Source organism: Pseudomonas sp. TE6288, from assembly GCF_054062095.1.
The window spans coordinates 50,147-73,346 of the sequence record NZ_JBSSEW010000009.1; the positions used below are offsets into that span (position 1 = coordinate 50,147).

Annotated in this window: 9 protein-coding genes; 4 read left to right on the top strand and 5 right to left on the bottom strand. The window is 65.7% G+C overall.

The genetic code is table 11. The features are described from left to right. Positions 1-32: 32 nt before the first annotated feature. From ACVWY1_RS11040 to ACVWY1_RS11050, 3 genes are all read right to left on the bottom strand, one after another. Complete coding sequence (locus ACVWY1_RS11040; protein ID WP_102684967.1) at positions 33-431, bottom strand: hypothetical protein; 399 nt, start codon at positions 429-431, stop codon at positions 33-35. Continuing rightward, positions 428-4,960, bottom strand: coding sequence for an RHS repeat-associated core domain-containing protein (locus ACVWY1_RS11045; RefSeq protein ID WP_457378270.1), 4,533 nt, complete (start codon positions 4,958-4,960; stop codon positions 428-430). The genes ACVWY1_RS11040 and ACVWY1_RS11045 overlap by 4 nt, the downstream gene beginning before the upstream one ends. Positions 4,961-5,110: 150 nt before the next feature. Further along, positions 5,111-18,058: a non-ribosomal peptide synthetase gene (locus tag ACVWY1_RS11050; RefSeq protein ID WP_457378271.1), complete on the bottom strand. Its 12,948-nt coding sequence runs from the start codon at positions 18,056-18,058 to the stop codon at positions 5,111-5,113. 319 nt (positions 18,059-18,377) lie between these two features. Here ACVWY1_RS11050 and ACVWY1_RS11055 point away from each other — a divergent pair, with 319 nt between their 5' ends. Beyond that, a complete protein-coding gene (locus ACVWY1_RS11055) occupies positions 18,378-18,905 on the top strand; it encodes an RNA polymerase factor sigma-70 (protein WP_046856458.1) in 528 nt (175 codons plus the stop codon). A 112-nt stretch (positions 18,906-19,017) separates the two neighbouring features. On the opposite strand, the gene ACVWY1_RS11060 is transcribed toward ACVWY1_RS11055, so the two are convergent. Further along, the gene (locus tag ACVWY1_RS11060; RefSeq protein WP_457378272.1) at positions 19,018-19,818 is read right to left on the bottom strand and encodes a substrate-binding periplasmic protein; all 801 of its coding nucleotides are present in this window, start codon (positions 19,816-19,818) and stop codon (positions 19,018-19,020) included. Positions 19,819-20,002: 184 nt separating this feature from the next. Here ACVWY1_RS11060 and ACVWY1_RS11065 point away from each other — a divergent pair, with 184 nt between their 5' ends. Further along, positions 20,003-20,554 (top strand): exonuclease domain-containing protein, encoded by a 552-nt coding sequence (locus ACVWY1_RS11065; protein ID WP_277503299.1) that lies wholly within the window; start codon positions 20,003-20,005, stop codon positions 20,552-20,554. Positions 20,555-20,626: 72 nt separating this feature from the next. Next, positions 20,627-20,911 (top strand): pyrimidine/purine nucleoside phosphorylase, encoded by a 285-nt coding sequence (gene ppnP / locus ACVWY1_RS11070; protein WP_038705716.1) that lies wholly within the window; start codon positions 20,627-20,629, stop codon positions 20,909-20,911. A gap of 123 nt (positions 20,912-21,034) precedes the next feature. Here the strand turns inward: ppnP and ACVWY1_RS11075 are convergent, their stop codons facing one another. Then, positions 21,035-21,724, bottom strand: coding sequence for an alpha/beta family hydrolase (locus ACVWY1_RS11075; RefSeq protein WP_110699163.1), 690 nt, complete (start codon positions 21,722-21,724; stop codon positions 21,035-21,037). 49 nt (positions 21,725-21,773) lie between these two features. Between ACVWY1_RS11075 and ccoN the strand changes: the two genes are divergently transcribed. Further along, positions 21,774-23,198, top strand: coding sequence for a cytochrome-c oxidase, cbb3-type subunit I (ccoN, locus tag ACVWY1_RS11080; protein WP_050706570.1), 1,425 nt, complete (start codon positions 21,774-21,776; stop codon positions 23,196-23,198). Positions 23,199-23,200: the final 2 nt, after the last annotated feature.

The window sequence follows — 23,200 nt, forward strand, 5'->3', positions numbered from 1 at the left end:
ACCCTTTCTGGCACTGCGCACTGCGTACAGGATCACCAGCTTTTCATGGCGGTGGAGAAACACGGCGTTTGCCCATCGAAGTACAGTTTCACCCCCGTCGTGGTCAGCAGGATGGTCTGCCCATCCTTGCGCTCCTCCTCGAAGCCCACCCCTGCCTCGGTCAGGTAATCCTTGAACGCCTCCACAGACGTCGTCTCATCGATCGGATGCCGGTTGAAGGACATTGTGCGGATGCGCGAAATATCATATTGCACAAGACAGAGCTGGTTCATGTCGAACAGGTACTCGATACCTTGCGAGAACACCCCGAAGCGCTGATCCGGCTCGCTGATCATCTGCACGGTGGGTTTGTGAAAACCGGGCATGAGTGTTTCCAGAGAAGCCCCGAACCGCACCTGCAGCTTGCCCTTTACAAAATCGTCGAACGTCATGTGATTGCTTCCAGTAGTTTCTTGAACCTGACAACGCCTCGCTCCGCCTGCTGGTAGAGGCGGGTAGCGGGCTTGTTGTGCTTGAGGATCTGCTCGAAATCGGCAAGCGCCCGACGTGTCTGCGATACGGCTTCAGTCATGATGGAGGTGTCCTTGCCCATGCCACCGATGACTTTGTCCGCCTCTTTCAACATCTTCTTGTCCTTGATCAACTCGCCCCAGCGGAACCAGTCGCCATCATCGGACAAGCGCGCCTCGGCAACTTTCCGGTTGTTGACGTAGATATCGGCGTGCGGCCCCTTGACCATGACATCGTCGCGGTAAGGTTGCATCTTGGCATGACTGCAACTCAACCCCAGCGGATCGATCCAGGTCACCGGGTTGGGTGAATACTGGTACAGGTTCACGCCACCCAGCAGGCCGACAGGATCTTGCTGGGTGAACCGCCCGATATCCGGGTCGTAGAATCTGAACATGCTGTAATGCAGCCCGGTTTCCCGGTCCAGGTACTGCCCCTGGAAGCGCAGGTTCTGCCGACTGACCTGTTCGGGTGCGTGCCACTCCTCCCTGCTGTTGCCCCACACCTGGAAATTGCCGTGCCAGACACTCATGCCGCGCTCATCAGTCAGTTGCTCTGGCAGACCGGCAAGATTGGTGTGGAAGTAGAAGACCCGTTCATGGCCAGGCGCTCCATCCACCCTGGCCAGAGGCTCGTGACTGGTCGCATCGGCATACAGGAACAGGCTCGGCCTGCCATCCTGTACTTCCTGCAGCAGACGCAACCCTTGCCACAGAAATTCGCTCCGGCTGACGGGTGCTTCATGATTGTCACGATAGACACGCTTGTCGACTCGCCTGCCCAAGGGATCATAGGCGAACTCGATTCGCTCGCGGACTGCTCCGCGTTGCTGCCTGACCCTGACCAACCGATGCTCGGCGTCATACTCGAAATGCTGGACAAGGCGGTTGCCGCTGCGCTTCTCGCTGAGCCGGCCAAAGCGGTCGTAGCGGTAGCGTCTGTCCTGGAACACCTTGACCCGGTCATGGCGCACCCGGCCACCGACCTGGTAACCATCAAGCAGGTTCCCGGCAGGGTCATAGCCGAAGTGTTCGACAGTCGGCGACTGCCGGTGGGGCAACTGACGTGATGCGCCGTGGATACGTTCGGTGGGACCGTAGTCATAGCTGACGCGCCCACCAGCACCTGTCTGAAAGCGCCCGATGATCTCATCGAGCTCCACTCCCAGCCCATTGCCGCAGCGCTGGGCCTGGGTCAGTACCTCGCCAACGAGATTGTTGCCGGCATCGTACCGGTAATCCTTTTGCAGCAAAGGCAGCACCGCCTGTGCGCTATCCTGGTACTCGATGACCCTCTGCACCAGACGCCGCGTGCTGTCGTGGCGTGTCCTGGTTGACAATGCGCCCTGGCTTCGCAGGACTTCGGCGTGCAACGCATCCCGTTCGAAATCACTGATTACCCGGCCATCGAGGTTGAGCTGGTGAAGGTGCCCACTCCCGTAGCGCAGGTAATTGATCCGACGCTGGTCCGGCAAGGTCAGGGTCTGCAGGTTGCCCAACGGGTCGTAGCGGTATCCGAGCTGCCCGGGGCCGCAGCTTTCCTCCAGCAATTGCCCTGAAGCGTCATAGGCAAAGTCCAGTTGCCGGGATTGCCCAGCCTGGTCGCTGAAACGGATCGACAGCAGATTGTCGGCTGCATCGTAGGTATACGCTGTCAGCCCATCCTCGGTTCGCTTGCGCACCAGGCGCCCGGCCGCGTCATGCTCGAAGCAGCGCAACTGCACCTGAACGTCCGCTTCCTCAGGGCTGCCCGCAAGAGCGGGCTCCGCTGTACTGGCCGGATGCAGGGTCGTCTGGACGACGTTGCCCAGCGCATCGTACGACAGGCTGTAACCACCGCCGTCGAGGTTCTTCTGGGCCAGAAGTCGATCCAGCGCATCCCACTGAAAGCGGTAGCACTCGCCGTTCTCGTTTTCCAGCTGCTGCAGGCGGCCGTAGGCATCCCAGCCCAGGCGTACGGTCAGGCCCATGGCATCGGTACGTTGCAGCAGCCGGCCGCTGGCGTCGTACTGCCATTGGGTCATGCATTGGTCCGGGCCGGTATGGCCTGTCAGCTGGCCGGCCGCATCGACTTGATAGTGCTCGACCCTGCCGTCTGCCAGTTCGCGCTGCAACAGGTTGCCACGGGCATCGAAACGATATCGCGTGGTACCGCCTTCGGCGTTGCGCAACTCGCTCAAGTACCCCTGCGGGTCATAGCGATAAGCCGTCTTTTGTCCTGAGCAGTCACGCGTGGCAATCAGCTGGCCTCGCTCATTCCAGCGCAACGAGCGGTCCTTGCCCTGCGCATCGACAATCCGCGCCAGTCGTCCCTGTTGATCATAGTCATAGCGGGTCTGTTGTCCGAGCGGGTCGATTTCGGCAAGCAGATTGCCCCGTCGATCATAGGTATAGCGACGCAACCGCCCTGCTCCGTCGGTGATACGGTCTGGCAAGGCCCAATGCTCGATGTAGCCGATGCTTTCACAACGCCCCAGGGGATCGGTCGTGGCGACCAGACGGCCAAGGGCATCGTAACCGTAGGACCACTCGCCCCCCTGTGCGTCGATACTGCGGCGCAGCAATCCATCGACGTAGTCATACCGCCAGCATTGCCCCAAGGCATCACGGAAGGTATGGATTTCGTAAAGCGCCCCCCAGTGATAATGCTCGGTGCGCCCCAGGCCGTCGACCACCTGGGTATGGCCTTGCTCAAGATCATAGGTGAAGCGGTACTCCTCGCCATCACTGCCCCAATGCCGCACCACACGCCACTCATGGTCTGGTTGTGGCTCAAGCAGTGGCGGCATGTGATAAGGCGTGCCGTCGAGGCTGCAGGGCTGACGACGGATGGCCGCAGAGGCGAAGCAGGCCCACTCGTACTGACGAATCGCGCCCGTGGGCAGCGTATGGCTGGCCAGCAATCCCTGGTCGGTGTAGGCGAAATGCCGCAGCACCCGCCCTTCGCCGTCGGCGACCTGTTCCAGTTGGCCCGCCGGGGTATACCCATACCGTGCCAGGCATTCCCGGCGCTCGACCGCAAAGGCCTGGCCGGCCTGCAGGTACAGCCTGTGCACCGCCGACACGCGACGGGGTTGGGCTTCGGTGTAGTGCAGCTCGATGAATGTGCGAGCGAAACTGTCACCCAGAAACTGCAGGCGTCCCTGCGCGTCGTAGAACAGCTCCAGGGTATTGAGATTACGGTCGCCCAGCTTGACCAGCCGCGAGCGCCGGGGTTCCAGCGGATCGGTATGGAACACCTGATACAGTCCGCTGTTGATGTTCTCGACGATGGTGAAACCGTTGTCCTGATGGAAAAACGCCAAACCATCGAGAATGCTGACGAATGCGCTGCCGACCTGCAGGCGACCAAGCTCCAGCCGCGCACCCTCCTCGTCGACGTAGATCCACAGCTCTCCACCTTCCGGGTGCGCGACACGTTCCAGGCACACCTCGTAAGGCACGCTCCAGCCCATGCCGAACATGCCATCGACACGTCTGTCGTTGCTGTCGTAGCGGCGCGCCCAGGTAATCGGCACCAGCGCCGCCAACCTGAAGTCCACATCCTCAGGACCGTCCTGGAACTTGCCGCCCGTGGACGGCGCCACTGGGTTGCCCACTCCGCATCGGCGACCTTTGAGCATTCCCCTTCGACTGATGAGCATCCCCGCGATCAAGCCGATGATCTTCGCCGCGGCGCTCTTGCCATCATGGATGTCGCGCACTGTCAGCGTACCGCCGCCGATACGTACATTGGGCGAGAAGGTCATGCCGATGGGCCCGTCGCAGGTGGTCTTGTCCCCCACCCGGGCGGCGGGCTGGCCATTGATGAACACCTTGTCGGAGCCTTGGGCGACGAACTGTTCAGGCATCGGCGGGTGCTTGCTGCACACCGCCTTGTCCTGGGGCTTGGGGATCGTACCGGGTGCCGCGGGGGTCGTCACCGGTGGGTTGAAGATGCTGTTGATCTCCTGGGCCAGGCCGATCACCGGCAACACCATGGATGCCCCGACCATGGCGTACGCCCCGATATTTTCGAGGATCGACGGCTCCTCGCCCACGGCGGGCGCTTCGACCGGGCCACCGCTCACCCCGGCTGCGCGGGCGGCGAAGATGCCGTTGATGCGGGTGTTGTGCGAGCCACTGCTGATGGCGCCGTAGGGCTCCGGGGGGAACAAGGAATTGCCGACCCAATTGCTGAAGTCGGATATGCGATCGCCAATACTCTTGTCCTCGCCACCCGGCAGCAGGCTGGCGGCACTGACCATGGCCCCGGCGATCAGCGGCGTGAGCACGGCGGCGGCACCGCCGGTACCGACCACCGCGACCACCGCGCCACCGATGGCGGCACCGACCGCGGCGACCGCCGCCGCATAGACCGCAGCCTCGACCAGGCCACTGACCAGCTCGGCCATCAGCGGCGGATGAAGAATGAGATCGCCCATGCGGGCGGCATGCAGGCTATCGTCCATGAAACCTGTGAAATCCTTGGCTACTGAGTGTGCAGCGTAGCACCGGCAAGGGTAGGTTTTACAGGGTGGCCCGGCGCCACATCGCCGCGTCAGCGCAGGGTTTGCCTGATCCTGTGGGAGCAGGCAGGCCCCGCGCTGACGGCAATGAGGCTACAACGCCTCCAGCTCCGCCATCAGGTCGCTCAACCGATCGACCTTGGCGTCGTCCAGCGCGCTGTCCTGCAAGCCACGCACATAGTCCGCCAGCTCTTGCACCGTGCTGCACTCGAACATTGCCCGCAACGGCACGTTCAACTGCAGGGCCTTCTGCACCCGCGAGGCGATCTGCGTTGCCAGCAGCGAATGCCCGCCCAGCTCGAAGAAGTTGTCGCGCACGCCCACCCGCTCGGCCTTGAGCACATCGGCCCAGATGCCGGCGAGCGTCTCTTCAAGCTCATTGCGCGGCGCCAGGTAGGCCTGGCTGTGCTGGCCACCGATATCGATGGCAGGCAGCGCCTTGCGGTCGAGCTTGCCGTTGGCGTTGTGCGGCAGGCTGTCGAACCAGCCCCAGTGCAGCGGCACCATGTACTCCGGCAACTCGGCGCGCAGGCGCTGCTTGAGCTGGTCGAGCAGCGCGGTATCGGCACTGACGCCCTGGTGCGCCACCAGGTAGCCGACCAGGTGCTTGCCATTGACGCCCTCCTGCACGCCCACCGCCGCATCGCGCAGCTCCGGCTGTTCGTGCAGGCGCGCCTCGATCTCGCCCAGCTCGATGCGGTAGCCACGGATCTTGACCTGATGGTCGATGCGCCCGACGTATTCCAGCACGCCATCCGGACGGCGCCGCGCCAGGTCGCCGGTGCGGTACAGGCGCTCACCGGGGGCACCGTACGGGTGCGGGATGAACGCCTGGGCCGTGCGCAGCGGGTCGCCGACATAGCCACGGCCCACACCGGTACCAGCGACGCACAGCTCGCCCACCGCGCCCAGCGGCACCAGGGTCTGGTCTTCGCCGAGCAGGTACAGGCGGTTGTTGTCGGTCGGCGTGCCGATCGGCAGGTAGCTGCCCTGGGTCGAGGCGGCATCGACGCGGAAGAACGCCACGTCGTCCGAGCACTCCGCCGGGCCGTAGGCGTTGACCAGGCCGATGGCCGGGTAGCGCTGCAGCCACTGGGCGGCCAGCTCGGGCGGCATGGCCTCGCCGGTCGGCAGCATCCAGCGCAGCCCATCGAGGGCCTGGTGATCGTTGGCCAGCATGCCCTGGATCAGCGACGGCACACTCTCCAGCACTGTGATGCCGGTGGCCTGCACATGGCTCAGCAAGCCTTGCGGATCATGGGCGATGGCGTTCGGCACGATCTCCACACGGGCACCGAACAACGGCGCGGCGAGGAACTGCCACACCGAGATGTCGAAGCTCTGCGAGGCGGTCTGGGCGATCACGTCCTGCTCGTCCAGGGCCAGGTACGGCACCTTGCTCAGCTGGTTGTTGAGCATGCCGCGCTGCTCGACCATCACGCCCTTGGGCAGGCCGGTGGAACCGGAGGTGTAGATCACATAGGCAAGGTTGTCCGGCGCGCTGTGGATGCCAAGGTTATGGCTGGCCACGTTGCCTGCCTGCACGTCTTCCCAGACCAGCAGCTTCGGCCGCGCCGTGCCCGCTACCTCATCGAGCAGCTGGCGCGCCTGCTCGGCGCAGGCCGCGCTGCACACCAGCACTGGCGTGCGGCTGAGCTCGACGATACGTTGCAGGCGCGCTGCAGGCAGGCCCGGATCCAGCGGCAGGTAGCCAGCGCCGGCCTTGAAGCTGCCGACGATCATGCCCAGCAGCGCCAGGCCGCGCTCGGCCAGCAACGCCACCGGTTGGTCGATGGCCACGCCAGCCGCAACCAAAGCATGACCAAGCCGGTTGGCCGCCACGTTCAGGCCCGCATAGTCGTATGCGGCCGCCTCGCAACGGGCGACGGTGCGCTGCGGATGCGCGGCCACCCGTGCCTCGAACAGCTCGATGTAGCTCTGCTCCAGCGCATAGGCATGGTCGGTGCGGTTGCAGTCCTCGAGCAGGAAGCGTTGTTCGTCGGCCCCCAGCAGCGGCAGCTCGCCGACCTCGCCGTCGAAGCCCTCGACCAGCGCCAGCAGCAGGCGCTTGAATTCGGCGAGCAGGCGCTCGACGGTCGGGTAGTCGAAGTAGCGCTGGTCGAACGACAGGTGCAGGCCCAGGTCATCGCCCGGGTAGCACACCGCGGTCAGCGGGAAGTTGGTGTGGGTCCGGCCCGAGTCGGAGCTGGCGTCCAGGTGCTGGGCGTGGTCGAGCACCGCAGTTTCCACCGGGGCGTTCTCGAACACGAACAGGCTGTCGAACAACGGCTGGCCCTTGGGCAGTTCGCTGCATTCCTGGATCGCCACCAGCGGCAGGTACTCGTACTCACGCAACTGCATGTTGCGATCGAGCAAGCCTTGCAGCCACTGGCGCACGCTGCTGCGCTCGCCCGGCTGCGGCAACTGCACGCGCAGGGCGATGCTGTTGATGAACAGGCCGACCGTGCGCTGCATCTGCGGCAGGCTCACCGGACGCCCGGCCACGGTGACGCCGAACACCACGTCGCGCTCGCCGCTGTAACGGGCCAGGGTCAGCGCCCAGGCCGCCTGGGCGAAGGTGTTGACCGTCAGTTGGTGGGCCTGGGCCAGATCACGCAGGCGGGCGCCCTCGCTCACTTGCAGGCGGGTGTAGCAGTCACCCACGACCATGCCGTCTCCGGCGTGGTCATGGCGCAGCGGACGGTCACTGGGGATCGCCGTGGCGCGCTCAAAGCCGGCCAGGTTGGCCTGCCACCACTGGCGCGCCTCGTCGAGGTCCTGGCGCTGCAGCCAGCCGATGTAGTCGCGGTAGCGCGGCGGCACCGGCAACTGGGCCTGGCGCCCTTCGCCCAGGGCCTGGTAGATCTCGAAGAAGTCGTTCATCAGCAGCGAGCGGCACCAGGCATCGATGAGGATGTGGTGGTTGCTCATCATGAACCAGTAACGCGCATCGTCCACACGTACCAGGCGCAGGTGGAACGGTGCTTCGCGCAGCAGCTCGAAGCCGGCCTCGCGCTCCTCCTTGTGCAACGCTTGCAGGCGCGCTTCCTGGGTGTGCTCGTCGAGGCCGCGCCAGTCCTGATAGTCCACCGCGGTCTTGCCGGGTTTGTGGATGATCTGCAGCATCGCTTCGCCGGCGTTCCAGCTGAACGAGGCGCGCAACGCCTCATGGCGCGCCACCACCGCCTGCCAGGCCCGGGCGAAGCGCTCGGGGTCGAGGGCGCTGTTGATGCGGTAGCGGTCCTGCATGTAGTAGATGCCGGTGCCCGGCTCGAGCAGGGTGTGCAGCAGCAGGCCTTCCTGCATCGGCGTCAGCGGGTAGACGTCCTCGATCTCGGCGGCCGGGATCGGCAGCGCGTCGATCTGCTCCTGAGTCAGTTGCGCCAGCGGGAAGTCCGAGGGGGTGAAGCTGCCGTTGCCGTCCGCCAGGCAGTGGGCGACCAAGGCCAGCAGCTCCTGGCGATAGGCCTCGGCCAGACGGGCGATGGTCGCCTCGTCATAGCGCTCGGCACTGAAGCTCCAGCGCAGTTGCAGCGCGCCGCCGTAGACCTGGCCATCGACGCTCAGCCAGTTCGGCAGCGGCGCATCCAGGTCATGGGCCAGGCCCGCCGGGGCATCCAGCGGCTGGAACAGTGCCGCCTGGTCGAACTGCTGGTCGAACTGGCCGAGGTAGTTGAAGGTGATCCGGGCCTGGGGCAAGGCGGCCATGCGCTCACGCCCGGCCTCGTCGGCCAGGTAGCGCAGCACACCGTAGCCCTGGCCTTTGTGCGGTACCTGGCGCAGTTGTTCCTTGATGCGCTTGATCGAAGCGGCGCGGCCAACTTCGCCCTCAGCCATTACGGGGGTCAGGCTCAGTGGGTAGGCGTTGGTGAACCAGCCGACACTGCGGGTCAGGTCCATGTCCTCGAACAGACCATCGCGGCCATGGCCTTCCAGCTGCACCAATACTTGTTGGTCGCCGCTCCACTGGCACAGGGTACGGGCCAGGGCAGTCAGCAGCAGGTCGTTGACCTGGGTGTGATAGGCCGCCGGCGCCTGTTGCAGCAGCTGGCGGGTCTGCTCGACGTCCAGCTCGATGGCGATGCTGCGGGCATTACGGTGCAGGTTGTCGCCCTGGGGGTGGTCGCAGGGCAGTTCACGACGGGCGTTGCCCAGTTGCGCTTCCCACCAGCCCAGCTCGTCGCGCAGCGAGTCGCTGCCGGCATAGCTGGCCAGGCGCGCCGCCCAGTCACCCATGGCATGGGTCTTGGCGGCCAGGGTTTCACCGCGGTACAGCGCCTGCAGGTCTTCCAGCAGGACGCGCCAGGACACGCCGTCGACTACCAGGTGATGGATCGCCAACAGCAGGCGCTGGGCGCCCTGGTCATCGCTGACCAGCAAGGCGCGCAGCAGCGGCCCCTCGGCAAGGTCGAGGCTGCGCTGCACATCGGTATAGAACGCCTGGCAGTCCTCGAAATCGCTCACCGTCGCGGTCCATAGCAACGGCTGGGTGCTCGGCTGGGCGTACTCGGCCTGCCAGCGGCCGTTGGCCTGACGGAAGCGCAGGCGCAGGCTGTCGTGGTGTTGCACCAGCGCGGCCAAAGCCCGCTCCAGCGCCTCGGCCTGCAACGGCTGGCGCACACCGAGCAGCACCGCCTGGTTCCAGTGCTGCGGTTGCGGCACTTCGCTGTCGAAGAACCAGTGTTGGATCGGCGTCAGGCCGGTGCGTCCCTGACGTGCGCCCTGCTCGATCGCGCTCGGCGCCTCGCTGCGGGTCACCACGGCCGCCAGGGTCTGGATGGTCTGGTGCTGGAACAGGTCACGCGGGGTGAACTGCAGCCCCAGCTGGCGGGCACGGCTGACCACCTGAATCGACAGGATCGAGTCGCCGCCCAGTTCGAAGAAGTTGTCCTGCACGCCGATGCGGGGCAGGTTGAGCACCTCGCGCCAGATCTGCGCGAGTTGGCCTTCCAGCTCATTGGCCGGCGCCTGGTAATGCTGGCGCGCCTGCTCCAGATCCGGGGCCGGCAACGCGCGGCGGTCGAGCTTGCCGTTGCCCATCAGCGGCAGGCTGTCGAGCAGCACCAGGTGCGCCGGCACCATGTAGTCGGGCAGGTGCTGGCGGGCATCGGCCTTGACCGCCTCGCGCAGCAGGGCCTGGGCCTCGCCGTCGGCGCTGGCCTGCGGGCACACCAGGTAACCCACCAGCTGCTTGCCGCCCGGCAGGTCGAGGGCCAGGACTACCGCTTCCTCGACGTCGGCGTGCTCCTGCAGGCGGCTCTCGATCTCACCCAGTTCGATACGGAAGCCACGGATCTTCACCTGCTGGTCGGCACGGCCGACATACTCCACCAGGCCATCGGCGCGCAGGCGCACCAGATCGCCGGTACGGTATAGGCGACCGCCAGCATGGCTGAACGGGTCCGCGACGAAACGCTCAGCGCTCAGGCCCGGACGGTCGTGATACCCCTGGGCCAGGCCGGCACCGCCGACGTAAAGCTCACCGATGCCGCCTTGCGGCAGCAGCGCCAGGTCCTCGTCAAGGATATAGGCGGTGCGGGCACCGATGACCCGGCCGATCGGCACGCTGCCGGCGTCGACCGGTATCTGCTCCGGCGCCAGGCAGGCCAGCGGCATCACCACCGTTTCGGTCGGGCCGTAGGCATTGAAGAACTGTTGCGGCGCAAAGGCCTGACGGATGCGTTGCAGGTGCTCGCCGGTCAAGGCCTCGCCACCGGTGATCACCAGGCGCACCGGCAATTGCTCGCCCTGCCCGGCCAGGTACTGGGCCAGCTGGCTGCCGTAGCTCGGGGTGAAACCGAGCACGCTGACTTGCTGCTCGCGCACCAGCTGGCAGATTTCCTCGGCGCCCCACTGTCCTTGGGCACGCAACACCACGCGGGCACCGCACAGCAGCGGCACCAGCAGGCGCTCGCTGGCGGCGTCGAAGTTGATCGAATAGAAGTGCAGCTCGCAGTCGTCGCTGCGCATGCCGAACTCGGCGATCACCGCCTTGCAGTGCATGGCGATTTCACCATGACTGACCACCACGCCCTTGGGCTTGCCTGTGGAGCCGGAGGTGTAGATCAGGTAGGCCTGGTGCTGCGGCAGGTTGAGGTTGTCCAGGGCGGCGTCGCTGTAGGCGGACAGGCTCGCGGCATCGTCCTCCAGGCTCCAGCGGTCAACGCCCGGCGGCAGTTCGCCCAGGGTGTCGAGCAACGCCCGCTGGCCGATCAGCAGGCCCAGGCGGCTGTCCTCGATCATGTAGCGCAGGCGATCGAGCGGGTATTCCGGGTCCAGCGGCACGTAGGCGCCACCGGCCTTGAGGATGGCCAGCAGGCCGACCACCATCTCCAGCGATCGCTCCAGCGCCAGGCCCACCCGCACCTGCGGGCCGACGCCGCGCTCGCGCAAGGCCCGGGCCAGGCGGTTGGCCTGCTGGTCGAGTTCGGCGTAGCTCAGGTGCTGGCCGGCGAAGGTCAGGGCCAGGGCCTGCGGGGTGCGCTCAGCCTGGGCAGCGAACAGCCCGTGCAGGGTCTGGTCCAGCGCGAAGTCCTGCTCGCCCTGCAGCTGGCCGATCAGCACCTGCTGCTCGGCTTCAGCCAGCATCGGCAGTTCGCACAGGCGCTGCTGCGGATCGTCGATCAGCGCCACCAGCAACTGCTGCCAGTGCTCGGCCATGCGCGCGATGCGCGGCTCATCGAACAGGTCGCGGCTGTAGGTAAAGCAGCAGCCCAGGCGGCCGTCGAGGTCGGTGACCTCCAGGTACAGGTCGAACTTGGTGGCGCTGGCGTCGTTGACCAGGTAGTCCACCTGCATGCCCACCAGCTCACGGCTCTGCTGGAAGGCCCAGCGCTGCACGTTGCACATCACCTGGAACAGCGGGTTGTAGGCGCTCGAACGCGGCGGCTGCAGGGCTTCGACCAACTGCTCGAACGGCAGGTCCTGGTGCGACTGGCCATCGATGATGGTCTGGCGCACCTGGTCGAGCAACGCGCCGGCGCTCATTTGCCCGTCCAGTTCGCAACGCAGCACCTGGGTGTTGAGGAAGGCGCCGATCAGCCCCTCGCTTTCCGGGCGGATGCGGTTGGCCACCGGCGCGCCGATGCGCAGGTCGCGCTGGCCGCTGTAGCGGTGCAGCAACGCGGCCAGGGTGGCGGTCATGGTCATGAACAGGGTCAGGCCGCGCTGGCTGTTGAAGGCATGCACGCGTTTGACCAACGCCGGATCCAGGTCGAAGCGGTACAGCTCGCCGCGGTGGCTCTGCACCGCCGGGCGTGGGCGGTCGGCGGGCAATGCCAGCACCGGATGCTCATCGCCCAGGCGGTCCTTCCAGTAAGCCAGCTGGCGATCGCCCTCGCCGCTTTCCAGCCACTGGCGCTGCCACACGCTGTAATCGAGGTACTGCACCGGCAGCGGCGCCAGCGGCGACTCGCGCTCGTCGACGAAGGCCTCGTACAGCTCGCCCAGTTCGCGGGCGAAGATATCCATGGCCCAGCCTTCGGTGACGATATGGTGCAGGGTCAGAACGAAGTAGTGCTCGCGCTCGCCGGCCTTGACCAGGCAGGCGCGCAACAGCGGACCGCGCTCCAGGTCGAACGGCTGGTGCGCCTGGTCATCAGCCAGTTGTTGCAGGCGTTGCTGGCGGGCCTCGTCGGCCAGGGTGCTGAAGTCATGCCAGTGCAGTTGCACGTGGCTGTCATCGGCCACGCACTGGTAAGGCTTGCCGTCGATGCTGGGGAAGGTGGTGCGCAGGGTTTCGTGACGCACGATCAGCGCCTGCAGGGCGCGCTCGAAGGCGTCCACATGCAGCAGGCCCTGGAAGCGAGCCATGCCGCCGACGTTGTAGGCGGGGCTGTGCGGATCCATCTGCCAGAGGAACCACATGCGCTGCTGCGAGTACGACAGCGGCACCGCCTGGCGGCGGTCGACACGGGCGATGGTGCCTTGCAGGTTGCGTGCGCCGCTGTCCTGCAGACGGGCAATCTCGGCGCAGAACGCGCCCAGCTCGCTGGCCTCGAACAAGGCCTTGAGCGGCAGCTCGACATCCAGCGCCTGGCGGGTGCGCGAGACGATCTGGGTGGCCAGCAGCGAGTGGCCGCCGAGGGCGAAGAAGTCATCCTGCAAGCCGACCTGCGGCCGGCCCAGCACCTCGCGCCAGATCGCCGCGACCTGTTGTTGCAACGCGCTTTGCGGCTCGACATGTTCACGTTGCTGCCAGACCGGGGCCGGCAGCGCCTTGCGATCGACCTTGCCGCTCGGCCCCAGGGGCATCTGCGCAAGATGAATGAGTTGTGCCGGCACCATGTAGGCCGGCAGGCGTTCGGCCAGAGCGGCCAACAGCGCCTCGGTCTGCTCGACACCGCTGTAATAGCCCACCAGCTGGGCACCGACGGCATCCTTGTGGATCAGCACCAGTGCCTGGGCGACACCCGGCTCGGCCAGCAGCACCGCCTGCACCTCCTCCGGCTCGACGCGGAAGCCGCGCACCTTGACCTGCTGGTCGAGGCGCCCCAAGTACTCCAGGGCCTGGCTCGGCATGTGCCAGCGGGCGCGGTCGCCGCTGCGGTACAGCCGTGCGCCGTCGCCATCGGGCTGCGGCACGAAGCGCTCGGCGGTCAGCCCCGGGCGGCCGAGATAGCCGCGAGCCAGGCCCGCGCCCCCCAGGCACAGCTCGCCGGGCACGCCCGGCGCGGTCAACTCGAACTCATCGTCCAGCACCCGGCACAGCACGTTGCCCAGCGGGCGGCCGATGGGCGAGCGCTCGCCGTCATTCGCCTGGCAGTGCCAGTGGGTGACGTTGATCGCGGTTTCGGTCGGACCGTAGCGGTTGTGCAGTTGCACCTGTGGCAGCAGTTGCAGCACGCGGTCACGCAAGGCGGCGGACAGCGCCTCGCCACCGGAGAACAACCGGCGCAGGCTGGTGCAGCCGGCGGCCAACGGCTCCTGGACGAACACCTGCAGCAACGGCGGCACGAAGTGCAGCGTGGTCACCGCGTGTTGCTGGATCAGCTGGGCGATGCGCTGCGGATCGCGATGTTCGCCGGGGCCGGCCAGGACCAGCTTGCAGCCGGTGACCAGCGGCCAGAAGCACTCCCACACCGACACGTCGAAGCTGATCGGCGCCTTCTGCATCAGCACGTCGCTGTCATCCAGCGCATAGCTGGCCTGCATCCACTGCAGGCGCTCGGCCAGCGCGGCATGGGTGTTGCCCACGCCCTTGGGCTGGCCGGTGGAACCGGAGGTGTAGATCACATAGGCGAGGTTGTCGCCGTGCAGGTGCAGGCCGGGGGCCTGGCTTGGCCAGCTGTCCAGGTGCAGCTGGTCGAGGGCGATGGCGCTCACGCCTTCGACCTGCGGCAGTTTGTCGAGCAGGCTGCTGTGGCTGAGCAGCAGGCCGGCCTGGCAATCACCGAGCATGTAGGCCAGGCGCTCGGCCGGGTAGTCGGTGTCCAGCGGCACGTAGGCGCCACCGGCCTTGAGAATGGCCAGCAGGCCGACCAGCAGCTGTGGCGAACGCTCCAGGGCAATCGCCACGCAAGTGTCCGGACCGACGCCCTTGTCGCGCAGGTAGTGCGCCAGGCGGTTGGCCTGCTGGTGCAGTTCGGCATAGCCAAGCTGACCGCCCTCCCACACCAGCGCGGTGCGCTCGGGGCTCAGGCGCGCCTGTTCGTTGAGTTGCTCGACCAGCAGGCGCGGCGCGCTCGCCATGGGCGCCTGGCCCCACTCGAGCAGTTGCGTCTGGCTGTGCTCGTCGAGCAGGCGCACCTCGCCGAGGGGCAACTGCGGCTCGGCGCAGACCTGCTCGAGCAAGGCCAGCAGATGGCTGGCCAGGCGTTTGACGGTGGCCGCCTCGAACAATCCGGCGGCGTAGTCGAAGGCCAGCGTCAGGCGGCCCTGGTGGTCTTCCTCGCTGTGCAACTGCAGGTCGAACTTGGCTTCGCGGCTGTGCCAGGGCAGCTCTTCGGCCAGCACGCCGGGCAGGCGGCGCAACGCCGACAGGTCGCGTTGCTGGTGGTTGAACATGACCTGGAACAGACCCTGTTCACGAGCCTGCGGCAGCGCCTCGAGCAGTTGCTCGAAGGGCAGGTCCTGATGGGCCTGGGCCTCGAGTGTGACCTGGCGTGCCTGGGCCAGCAGCCCGGCGAACGGCAGACGGCCGTCGAGCTCGGCGCGCAGCACCTGGGTGTTGATGAAAAAACCGACCATGCCCTGGGTTTCCAGGCGCGGACGGTTGGCGTTGGGCACGCCGATACGGATATCGCCCTGGCCGCTGTAGCGGTGCAGCAGGGCCTGCCAGCCGGCCAGCAGGACCATGAACAGGCTGGCCTGCTGGTCGCGGGCCAGATCCTTGAGGGCGCTGGTCAGCGCCGCAGGCACCTTGAGCGTGTGGCGCGCGGCAAGGCTGTGCTGCCGGCTGGCGCGGGGCTGGTCGGTACACAGGTCGAGCACCGGCAGTTCATCACCCAGCTTGTTCTTCCAGTAGTCGAGCTGGCGGGCGCTTTCGCCATCGGCCAGCCACTGGCGCTGCCACTGGCCGTAGTCGGCGTAGCCCAGCGTCAGTTCGGGCAGTTGCACAGCCTGGCCCTGGGCCGCGTACAGACGGGCGAACTCATCCAGCAGGATGTTCAGCGACCAGCCGTCGGCGACGATGTGGTGCAGGGTCACCCACAGCTGGTGCTCTTCGTCGTCCAGGCGGGCCAGGGTCACCCGCAGGAGCGGACCCTGGCGCAGATCGAACGGCTGCTGCGCCTCATCCTCGCGGCGCGCGGCCACCTCGGCGGGAGACTGCCCTTCGAGCTCCAGATGACGCAGGGTGAACGCCTGGCTCGGCAGGATGCGTTGCACGGCCTGGCCGTCGACTTCGTCGAACAGCGTGCGCAAGGATTCATGGCGTGCCACCAGAGCCTGGAAGCTGGCCTGCAGCGCCGCGACCTCCAGCTCGCCGCGCAGGTGCAGGCCAGCGGGGATGTTGTAGGCGGCGGACTGCGGCTCCAGTTGCCACAACAGCCACAGGCGGTTCTGTGCCAGCGATTGCGGCAGGGCCTGGTCGCGAGCCTGGGTTTCGATGGTGCCGGCGGCGCTGCCACCTTCGGCGAGGACGGCCGCCACGGCGGCGCTGTACTCGGCCAAGGTCGGTGCCTCGAACAGGGTACGCAGGCTGAGCTGGATGCCCAGTTCATCACCCAGGCGCGCGGTTACCTGGGTGGCCGCGATGGAGTTGCCACCCAGCAGCAGGAAGTGGTCGTCCGCCGCCACCGCCTCGACCTTGAGCAGTTCACGCCAGATACCCGCGATCCGTGCCTGCAGGTCGTCACCGGCCACGCCATTGCCCTGCTCCGTTTGCGCCGTCGGGAACCGCGCATAGATATCCAGGCTGCTGTCGTTCATGCGCAGGCGGCAGGCCGAGCGCTGCAGCTTGCCGCTGGAGGTCTTGGGCAAGGCGCCCGGGTTGAGCAGCAACACCACGGCCGGCGCCTGGCGACAGGCATCGGCAATGACCCGGCGCAGGGTATTGATCAGCGCCTCGGGCGTGTGCGCCTTCTGCACATTGCGGCTGATCTCCACCGCCACGCCGATGCCTTCCTCGCCCTGGTCGTCGACGGCGAACACCGCCACCCGGCCCTTGCGCAGCACCTCGACCTCGCGCTCCAGGGTCTTTTCCAAGTCTTGTGGGTAGAGGTTCTGGCCACGGACGATGAGCATGTCCTTCAGGCGCCCGGTGACAAACACCTCGCCGTCGCGCATGAAGCCCAGGTCGCCGGTGCGCAGCCAGGTCTGGCCGTCCATCTCGACGAAGGTGCGGGCGCTGGCCTCGGGGTTGCGCCAGTACCCCAGGGCGATGCTCGGGCCGCCGGCCCAGATCTCGCCCACCTGATTGTCAGCCAGCACCTGCAGTTGCTGCGGCTCGACGATACGCACCGCATGGCCCGGCTGCGGATAGCCGCAGCTCATCAGCACGCTGCCCCGGCCCGGTTCGGCACGGTTGGCGGCGAAGGCCCTGGCATCCAGTTCCAGGGCGCCGATGCCTTGGCCACGGCGGCTGCCGCTGACGAACAGAGTAGCCTCGGCCAGGCCGTAGCTGGCGAAGAAGCTGCTGGCGTCGAAGCCACAGGCGGCAAATTTTTCGGCGAAGGTGTCGAGGCTGTCCTGGCGGATCGGCTCGGAACCGGAATAGGCCACGCGCCAGCGGCTCAGGTCCAGGCCGGCGAGTGCCGCCTCGCTGACGCGCTCGCTGCACAGTCGGTAGGCGAAGTCCGGACCACCGCTGATGGTGCCGCCGTAGTCGCTGATCGCCTGCAGCCAGCGCAGCGGTCGGGCGAGGAAGTAACCCGGCGACATCAATACGCAAGGCACGCCGCTGAAGATCGGCTGCAGCAGGCCACCGATCAGGCCCATGTCGTGGTACAGCGGCAGCCAGCTGACGATCACGTCGTCCGGGTTCAGGTCGATGCCGAATCCCTGGCGGATCAGCTGTTCGTTGGCCACCAGGTTGCCGTGGCTGACCTGCACACCCTTGGGCAACGCGGTGGAGCCGGAGGTGTATTGCAGGAAGGCGATGTCTCTGCCTTCCAGCCTCGGTTCGCGCCACTGCGCGGCCAGTTGCGAATCCAGGCGGTCCACGGCCAGCAGGCTCGGAGCGTTGGCCCCGGCCAGGGCCTCGAGGCCCTGCAAACTGTCACACAGCGCCTCTACCGTCAGCAGCAGGCGCGGCTCGGCGTCGTCGATGATCGACAGCAAGCGTTCCTGATGGTGCTGGCGCGAAGACTCCGGCGGGTAGGCCGGCACGGCGATCACCCCGGCGTACAAGCAGCCGAAGAACGCCGCGACATAGTCCGGCCCACTAGGGAACAGCAGTACCGCACGCTCGCCAAACCCGGCTCGCGCCTGCAACGCCGCGGCGATGGTCCGCGCACGCTGGTCGAGGTCCCGATAACTGAGCACCGCCTGCTCGCCGGGCGCGTCAGCGAGGAAGCGCAAGGCGATGCGCTCCGGGGTCTGGGCGGCGCGTTGCGCCAGGGCCTGGACCAGCGAGTGCGGGAGTTCGAAGGCGTCCGTCATGGAATGTTCCTGCCAGTGTCTGGGTGAGTCGCGCCTGACTGGCCCGCGCACGACAGGCGGGCAGTGTTCGGCAGCCGAGATGTACACAGGGGAACGGATGGGCGGGGGAAGAAATTAGGACCGTCGGGAAGGCTGGAAAGGCCGGACGTAGAGGCAAATGTTGAAGCGTTTCACAGGTTGAAGCTTAGAACCAAAATGGATAGAAACTCATTAACTTTCGTATTTGACAATCATTATCATTACGAATAGTTTGTCGCACGTCGTAGGAAGCCTCCTCCAGAGGTGCGCTCCCTCTCCTCTCTGAGACAAGGTGATTTCCATGGCGGAACAACTATCCACAAGTAAGTGCGATTCACCATTACTCCAGGCATTCGTCGACAACCGCAGCATCCTGGTCAAGATCGCAGCCCGCATCACCGGCTGCCGCTCCCGCGCCGAGGATGTGGTGCAGGATGCCTTCTTCAGGCTCAGCGCCGCCCCGCAGATCACCTCATCGTTCAAGGCCCAGCTCAGCTACCTGTTCCAGATCGTGCGCAACCTGGCCATCGATCACTACCGCAAGCAGGCCATGGAACTCAGGTACTCCGGCAGCGAGGAGGAAGGGATGAACGTGGTCATCCAGAACGCCTCGCCCGAGGCCACCCATATCAACCTCGCTACCTTGGAACACATTGCCGACGCCCTCGACGAACTGCCCAAACGCACCCGCTACGCCTTCGAGATGTACCGCCTGCATGGCGTACCGCAGAAGGATATCGCCAAGGAGCTGGGGGTCTCGCCGACGCTGGTCAACTTCATGATCCGCGATGCGCTGATCCATTGCCGCAAGAGCAGCCGCCTGGGCTGAGGCCGTCATCGCGGGGCAAGCCCGCTCCAACAGGGGCGTGTTTGCCTTGGGCACTGCAACAGCCTGCCCGCTCCCTACTGAATACGCGACGGCCTTGCCGAAATTTAGGCTCCTAGTCGTGCGGCGCTTCGACGGTGATCTGGTAAGGCTGGAAGATCCGCAGCAGCTCGCCGTTTTCCCGCAGCTGGCGCAACAGGCTGGCGAACGCCTCGGGGCTGATGGACGCCCCTGGGCGCAGCAGCGCGTAGTGATGGTAGACCTGGTCGACCCGTTGCGAGGCCAGCAACTGGCCGGCACTGTCCGGGTTGCGCCTGAGAAAATCGCTGAGGTACGAACGGGTGACCAGGGCGATGTCCGCACGCCCACGCTCGACCATGTTCAGGTTGCTGTCGTGGGAATAGGTCAGGGTCGCCCTGTAGCGTTTCTTCAACCAGGCCGGGTCCGGGTTGAAATCGGCGAAAGCGTAGTGGTAGCCATTGAACAGCGCCAGGCGCTTGCCTTCGAGATCGTCGAAGTAGTGCTGGTCACGCCCGGACTGCTGACGGCTGACGAACACCTCGGCATCTTCCAGCCCCATGTCCACGGTCTTGTGGGCAATCTCCTGCCAGCCCCACTGCGGGTTCTCGAAGATCGCCATGTCGGTGCGGCCTTGCTGGAAGTCGCCAAAGCGCCGGGGAATCGAGGTGGGCACCAGGACGAAACGGTGCCGGGACTGCAAACGGTTCAACGCCTCGACCAATTGCGGCAGCAAACCGGTATCGGCACCCTGTTCGGGGCGCACGGTATACGGGGGAAAGTGCGCCGCCCCGATCTTCACTTCCAGCACCTCGTCTGCCCGCGCCGCACCACCCAGCGCTACCGCAACGAACAACAGCAGGGAAGAGGAAATCTTGACGCTGGGCAGTGGGATCAAGTCGAGACACTCATCACGGGTAGGGGCCTGAATGCGCCTAAACTAGGCGTTTTCCCACATGGGCACAACCGCCGAATATGCCAAAGTGCCAGGGGATGCCGTGGCTCTCGACTTTGGCTACGCTCTACCGGCCGGCCCGCTCAGATCAGCGCGCCGGCCTTTGTGCATTGAAGGGGAGCCTGGCATGGGCCACTGGTTGGTGATCGACCTGGAAGCCACCACCGACGACGGCGGCTGGCCGGTCACGGAGATGGAAATCATTGAAATCGGCGCAAGCCTGGTCACCCGCGAAGGGCGCGAGGTCGATCACTTCCAGCGTTTCGTGCGCCCCAGGCGGCGGCCGCAGTTGACGCCATTCTGCTGCGAACTGACCCACATCACCCAGGCCGACGTCGATGGCGCGGAGAAATTCGACCGGGTCTGGCGCCAGTTCGAACAGTGGCTGCAGCCGCACCAGGCACAGTTGCAGGCGTGGGTCAGCTGGGGCGACTACGACCGCAAGCAGCTGCTGCAGGAATGGCAACTGCACCATGTGCGCAGCCTGCTGGAACAACTGCCGCACATCAACCTCAAGCAACGCTTCGCCAAGGCCCGCCACCTGCAGCGCCCGGCGGGCCTGAACAGCGCCTTGCAACTGGCCGGCCTGCAGTTTTCCGGGCAGCAGCACCGAGCCCTGGAAGACGCCCGCAACACCGCCCGCCTGCTGCCCTTGAGCCTGCCGCCGGGCACGGCCTGAAACAGATGACGCTGGGGCGGGCCTTGGGCATACTGGCCAGCCTTTTTTCATTGCTTTTTCAGGAGTCGCCCGATGTTCAAGGTCAATGAGTACTTCGATGGCACCGTCAAGTCGATCGCCTTCGAAGGCAAGGAAGGTCCAGCCACCGTGGGCGTGATGGCCCCGGGCGAGTACGAGTTCGGCACCGCCAAGCGCGAAATCATGCACGTGGTCTCCGGCGCCCTGAGCGTGAAGCTTCCAGGTAGCGACAACTGGGAAACCTTCAATGCTGGCGACAAGTTCAACGTGGCCGCCGACAGCAAGTTTCAGCTGAAGGTGGCCGTGGACACTGCCTACCTGTGCGAGTACCGCGACTAAGCAAGCCGGCCCCTACGCCATTTCCGGGTAGGAGCGGCTTTAGCCGCGATGCAGGCAACGCGATGCCTGGCACCCGCTTCGCGGGTGATCGCGGCTAAAAGCCGCTCCTACAGGGGTTTCTCTTTATGAGAGAAACCTAGCCACCCGCTCCGCCGCCGCCTGCATATGCTGCTCATGGCTGAACCCCGACGCCTTCAGCGGCTTCAGATCATGGTCCGCCGCCGCCAGCCAGCTCACCTCGATCGCCGGCGATAGCGCATACCCCTCGACCGCCTCGCGATTGCCCAGGGCATCCCGCTCGCCCTGCACGATCAGCGTGCGTGTGCGCAGGCCTGCAAGATGCTCCACGCGAGGTTTCTCCGGCTTGCCAACGGCATAGAACGGATACCCCAGGCACACCAGCGCATCGGCGCCCAGTTCATCAGCCAACAGGCTGGCCATGCGCCCTCCCATGGACTTGCCACCTATGGCCAACGGGCCTGCGGCTAAACGCCGCACCTGTTCGTATACAGTCCGCCAGGACTCCAGCAATACCTTCTGCGGATTGGGCGGCCGCTTGCCGCCGTTCAACCGTCGTTCGGCCATGTAGGGAAACTCGAAGCGCACCACCCCTACCCCTTGCCCCGCCAGCCTTTGCGCCATGTCCTCCATGAACCCGCTGTCCATCGGCGCACCGGCGCCGTGGGCCAGGATCAGGCAGCCGCAAACGCCGCGATCCGCCGGAATTTGCGGAGGATCGCAGCGCAAGCCTGGGACATTTCCGATCTTCGCCCATTGATCCCCGTCAATACCGGCACTTTGCCCATTAATCATGCTTGCCTCGCTGTCTAGCCTGCCTATAACCGTGGATGGGAACCCATACATGAACACAACCAGCAGTACCGCCTACAACTATCAGGTGGTCCGCCAATTCGCCATCATGACGGTGGTGTGGGGCATCGTCGGGATGGGGCTCGGCGTCTTCATTGCCGCCCAGCTCGCCTGGCCCGCCTTCAACCTTGACCTGCCGTGGACCAGCTTCGGCCGCCTGCGACCCTTGCATACCAACGCGGTGATCTTCGCCTTCGGTGGCTGTGCCCTGTTCGCCACCTCGTATTATTCGGTGCAACGCACCTGCCAGACCACCCTGTTCGCACCGCGCTTGGCCGCGTTCACCTTCTGGGGCTGGCAACTGGTGATCCTGCTGGCGGCCATCAGCCTGCCGCTGGGCTACACCAGCACCAAGGAGTACGCCGAACTGGAGTGGCCGATCGACATCCTGATCACCATCGTCTGGGTCGCCTATGCCGTGGTGTTCTTCGGTACGCTGATGAAGCGCAACACCAAGCATATCTATGTCGGCAACTGGTTCTTCGGCGCCTTCATCCTGACCGTGGCGATCCTGCATATCGTCAACAACCTGGAAGTACCGGTCAGCCTGACCAAGTCCTACTCGCTGTACGCCGGCGCCACCGATGCCATGGTGCAGTGGTGGTACGGCCATAACGCCGTGGGCTTCTTCCTCACCGCCGGCTTCCTGGGGATGATGTACTACTACGTGCCCAAGCAGGCCGAACGTCCGGTGTATTCGTATCGCCTGTCGATCGTGCACTTCTGGGCGCTGATCACCCTGTACATCTGGGCAGGCCCGCACCACCTGCACTACACCGCGCTGCCGGACTGGGCGCAGTCGCTGGGCATGATCATGTCGCTGATCCTCCTGGCACCGAGCTGGGGCGGCATGATCAACGGCATGATGACCCTCTCGGGCGCCTGGCATAAGCTGCGCAGCGACCCGATCCTGCGCTTCCTGGTCGTCTCGCTGGCGTTCTACGGCATGTCCACCTTCGAAGGCCCGATGATGGCCATCAAGACGGTCAACGCCCTGTCCCACTACACCGACTGGACCATCGGCCACGTCCACGCCGGCGCGCTCGGCTGGGTGGCGATGATCTCCATCGGCGCGCTGTACCACACCATCCCGAAAGTGTTCGGCAAGGAGCGCATGTACAGCCTCGGGCTGATCAACGCGCACTTCTGGCTGGCCACTATCGGCACCGTGCTCTACATCGCCTCGATGTGGGTCAACGGTATCGCCCAGGGCCTGATGTGGCGCGCGGTCAACAGCGACGGCACGCTGACCTACTCGTTCGTCGAAACCCTGGTGGCCAGCCACCCAGGCTTCGTCGTGCGCTTCGTCGGCGGCGTGATCTTCCTCAGCGGCATGTTCCTGATGGCCTGGAACACCTGGCGCACCGTGCGTGCCCCGGCTGCCGAGCAAGCCACCGCCAATGCCCAGCTGGCTTGAGG

What these genes read in the sequence shown, in the direction of transcription:
- ACVWY1_RS11055 (WP_046856458.1), top strand. Translation starts at nt 18,378, where the DNA reads ATGGCGGAACAACTATCCACAAGTAAGTGCGATTCACCATTACTCCAG.
- ccoN (WP_050706570.1), top strand. Translation starts at nt 21,774, where the DNA reads ATGAACACAACCAGCAGTACCGCCTACAACTATCAGGTGGTCCGCCAA.
- ACVWY1_RS11040 (WP_102684967.1), bottom strand. Translation starts at nt 431, where the DNA reads ATGACGTTCGACGATTTTGTAAAGGGCAAGCTGCAGGTGCGGTTCGGG.
- ACVWY1_RS11075 (WP_110699163.1), bottom strand. Translation starts at nt 21,724, where the DNA reads ATGATTAATGGGCAAAGTGCCGGTATTGACGGGGATCAATGGGCGAAG.
- ACVWY1_RS11045 (WP_457378270.1), bottom strand. Translation starts at nt 4,960, where the DNA reads ATGGACGATAGCCTGCATGCCGCCCGCATGGGCGATCTCATTCTTCAT.
- ppnP (WP_038705716.1), top strand. Translation starts at nt 20,627, where the DNA reads ATGTTCAAGGTCAATGAGTACTTCGATGGCACCGTCAAGTCGATCGCC.
- ACVWY1_RS11065 (WP_277503299.1), top strand. Translation starts at nt 20,003, where the DNA reads ATGGGCCACTGGTTGGTGATCGACCTGGAAGCCACCACCGACGACGGC.
- ACVWY1_RS11050 (WP_457378271.1), bottom strand. Translation starts at nt 18,058, where the DNA reads ATGACGGACGCCTTCGAACTCCCGCACTCGCTGGTCCAGGCCCTGGCG.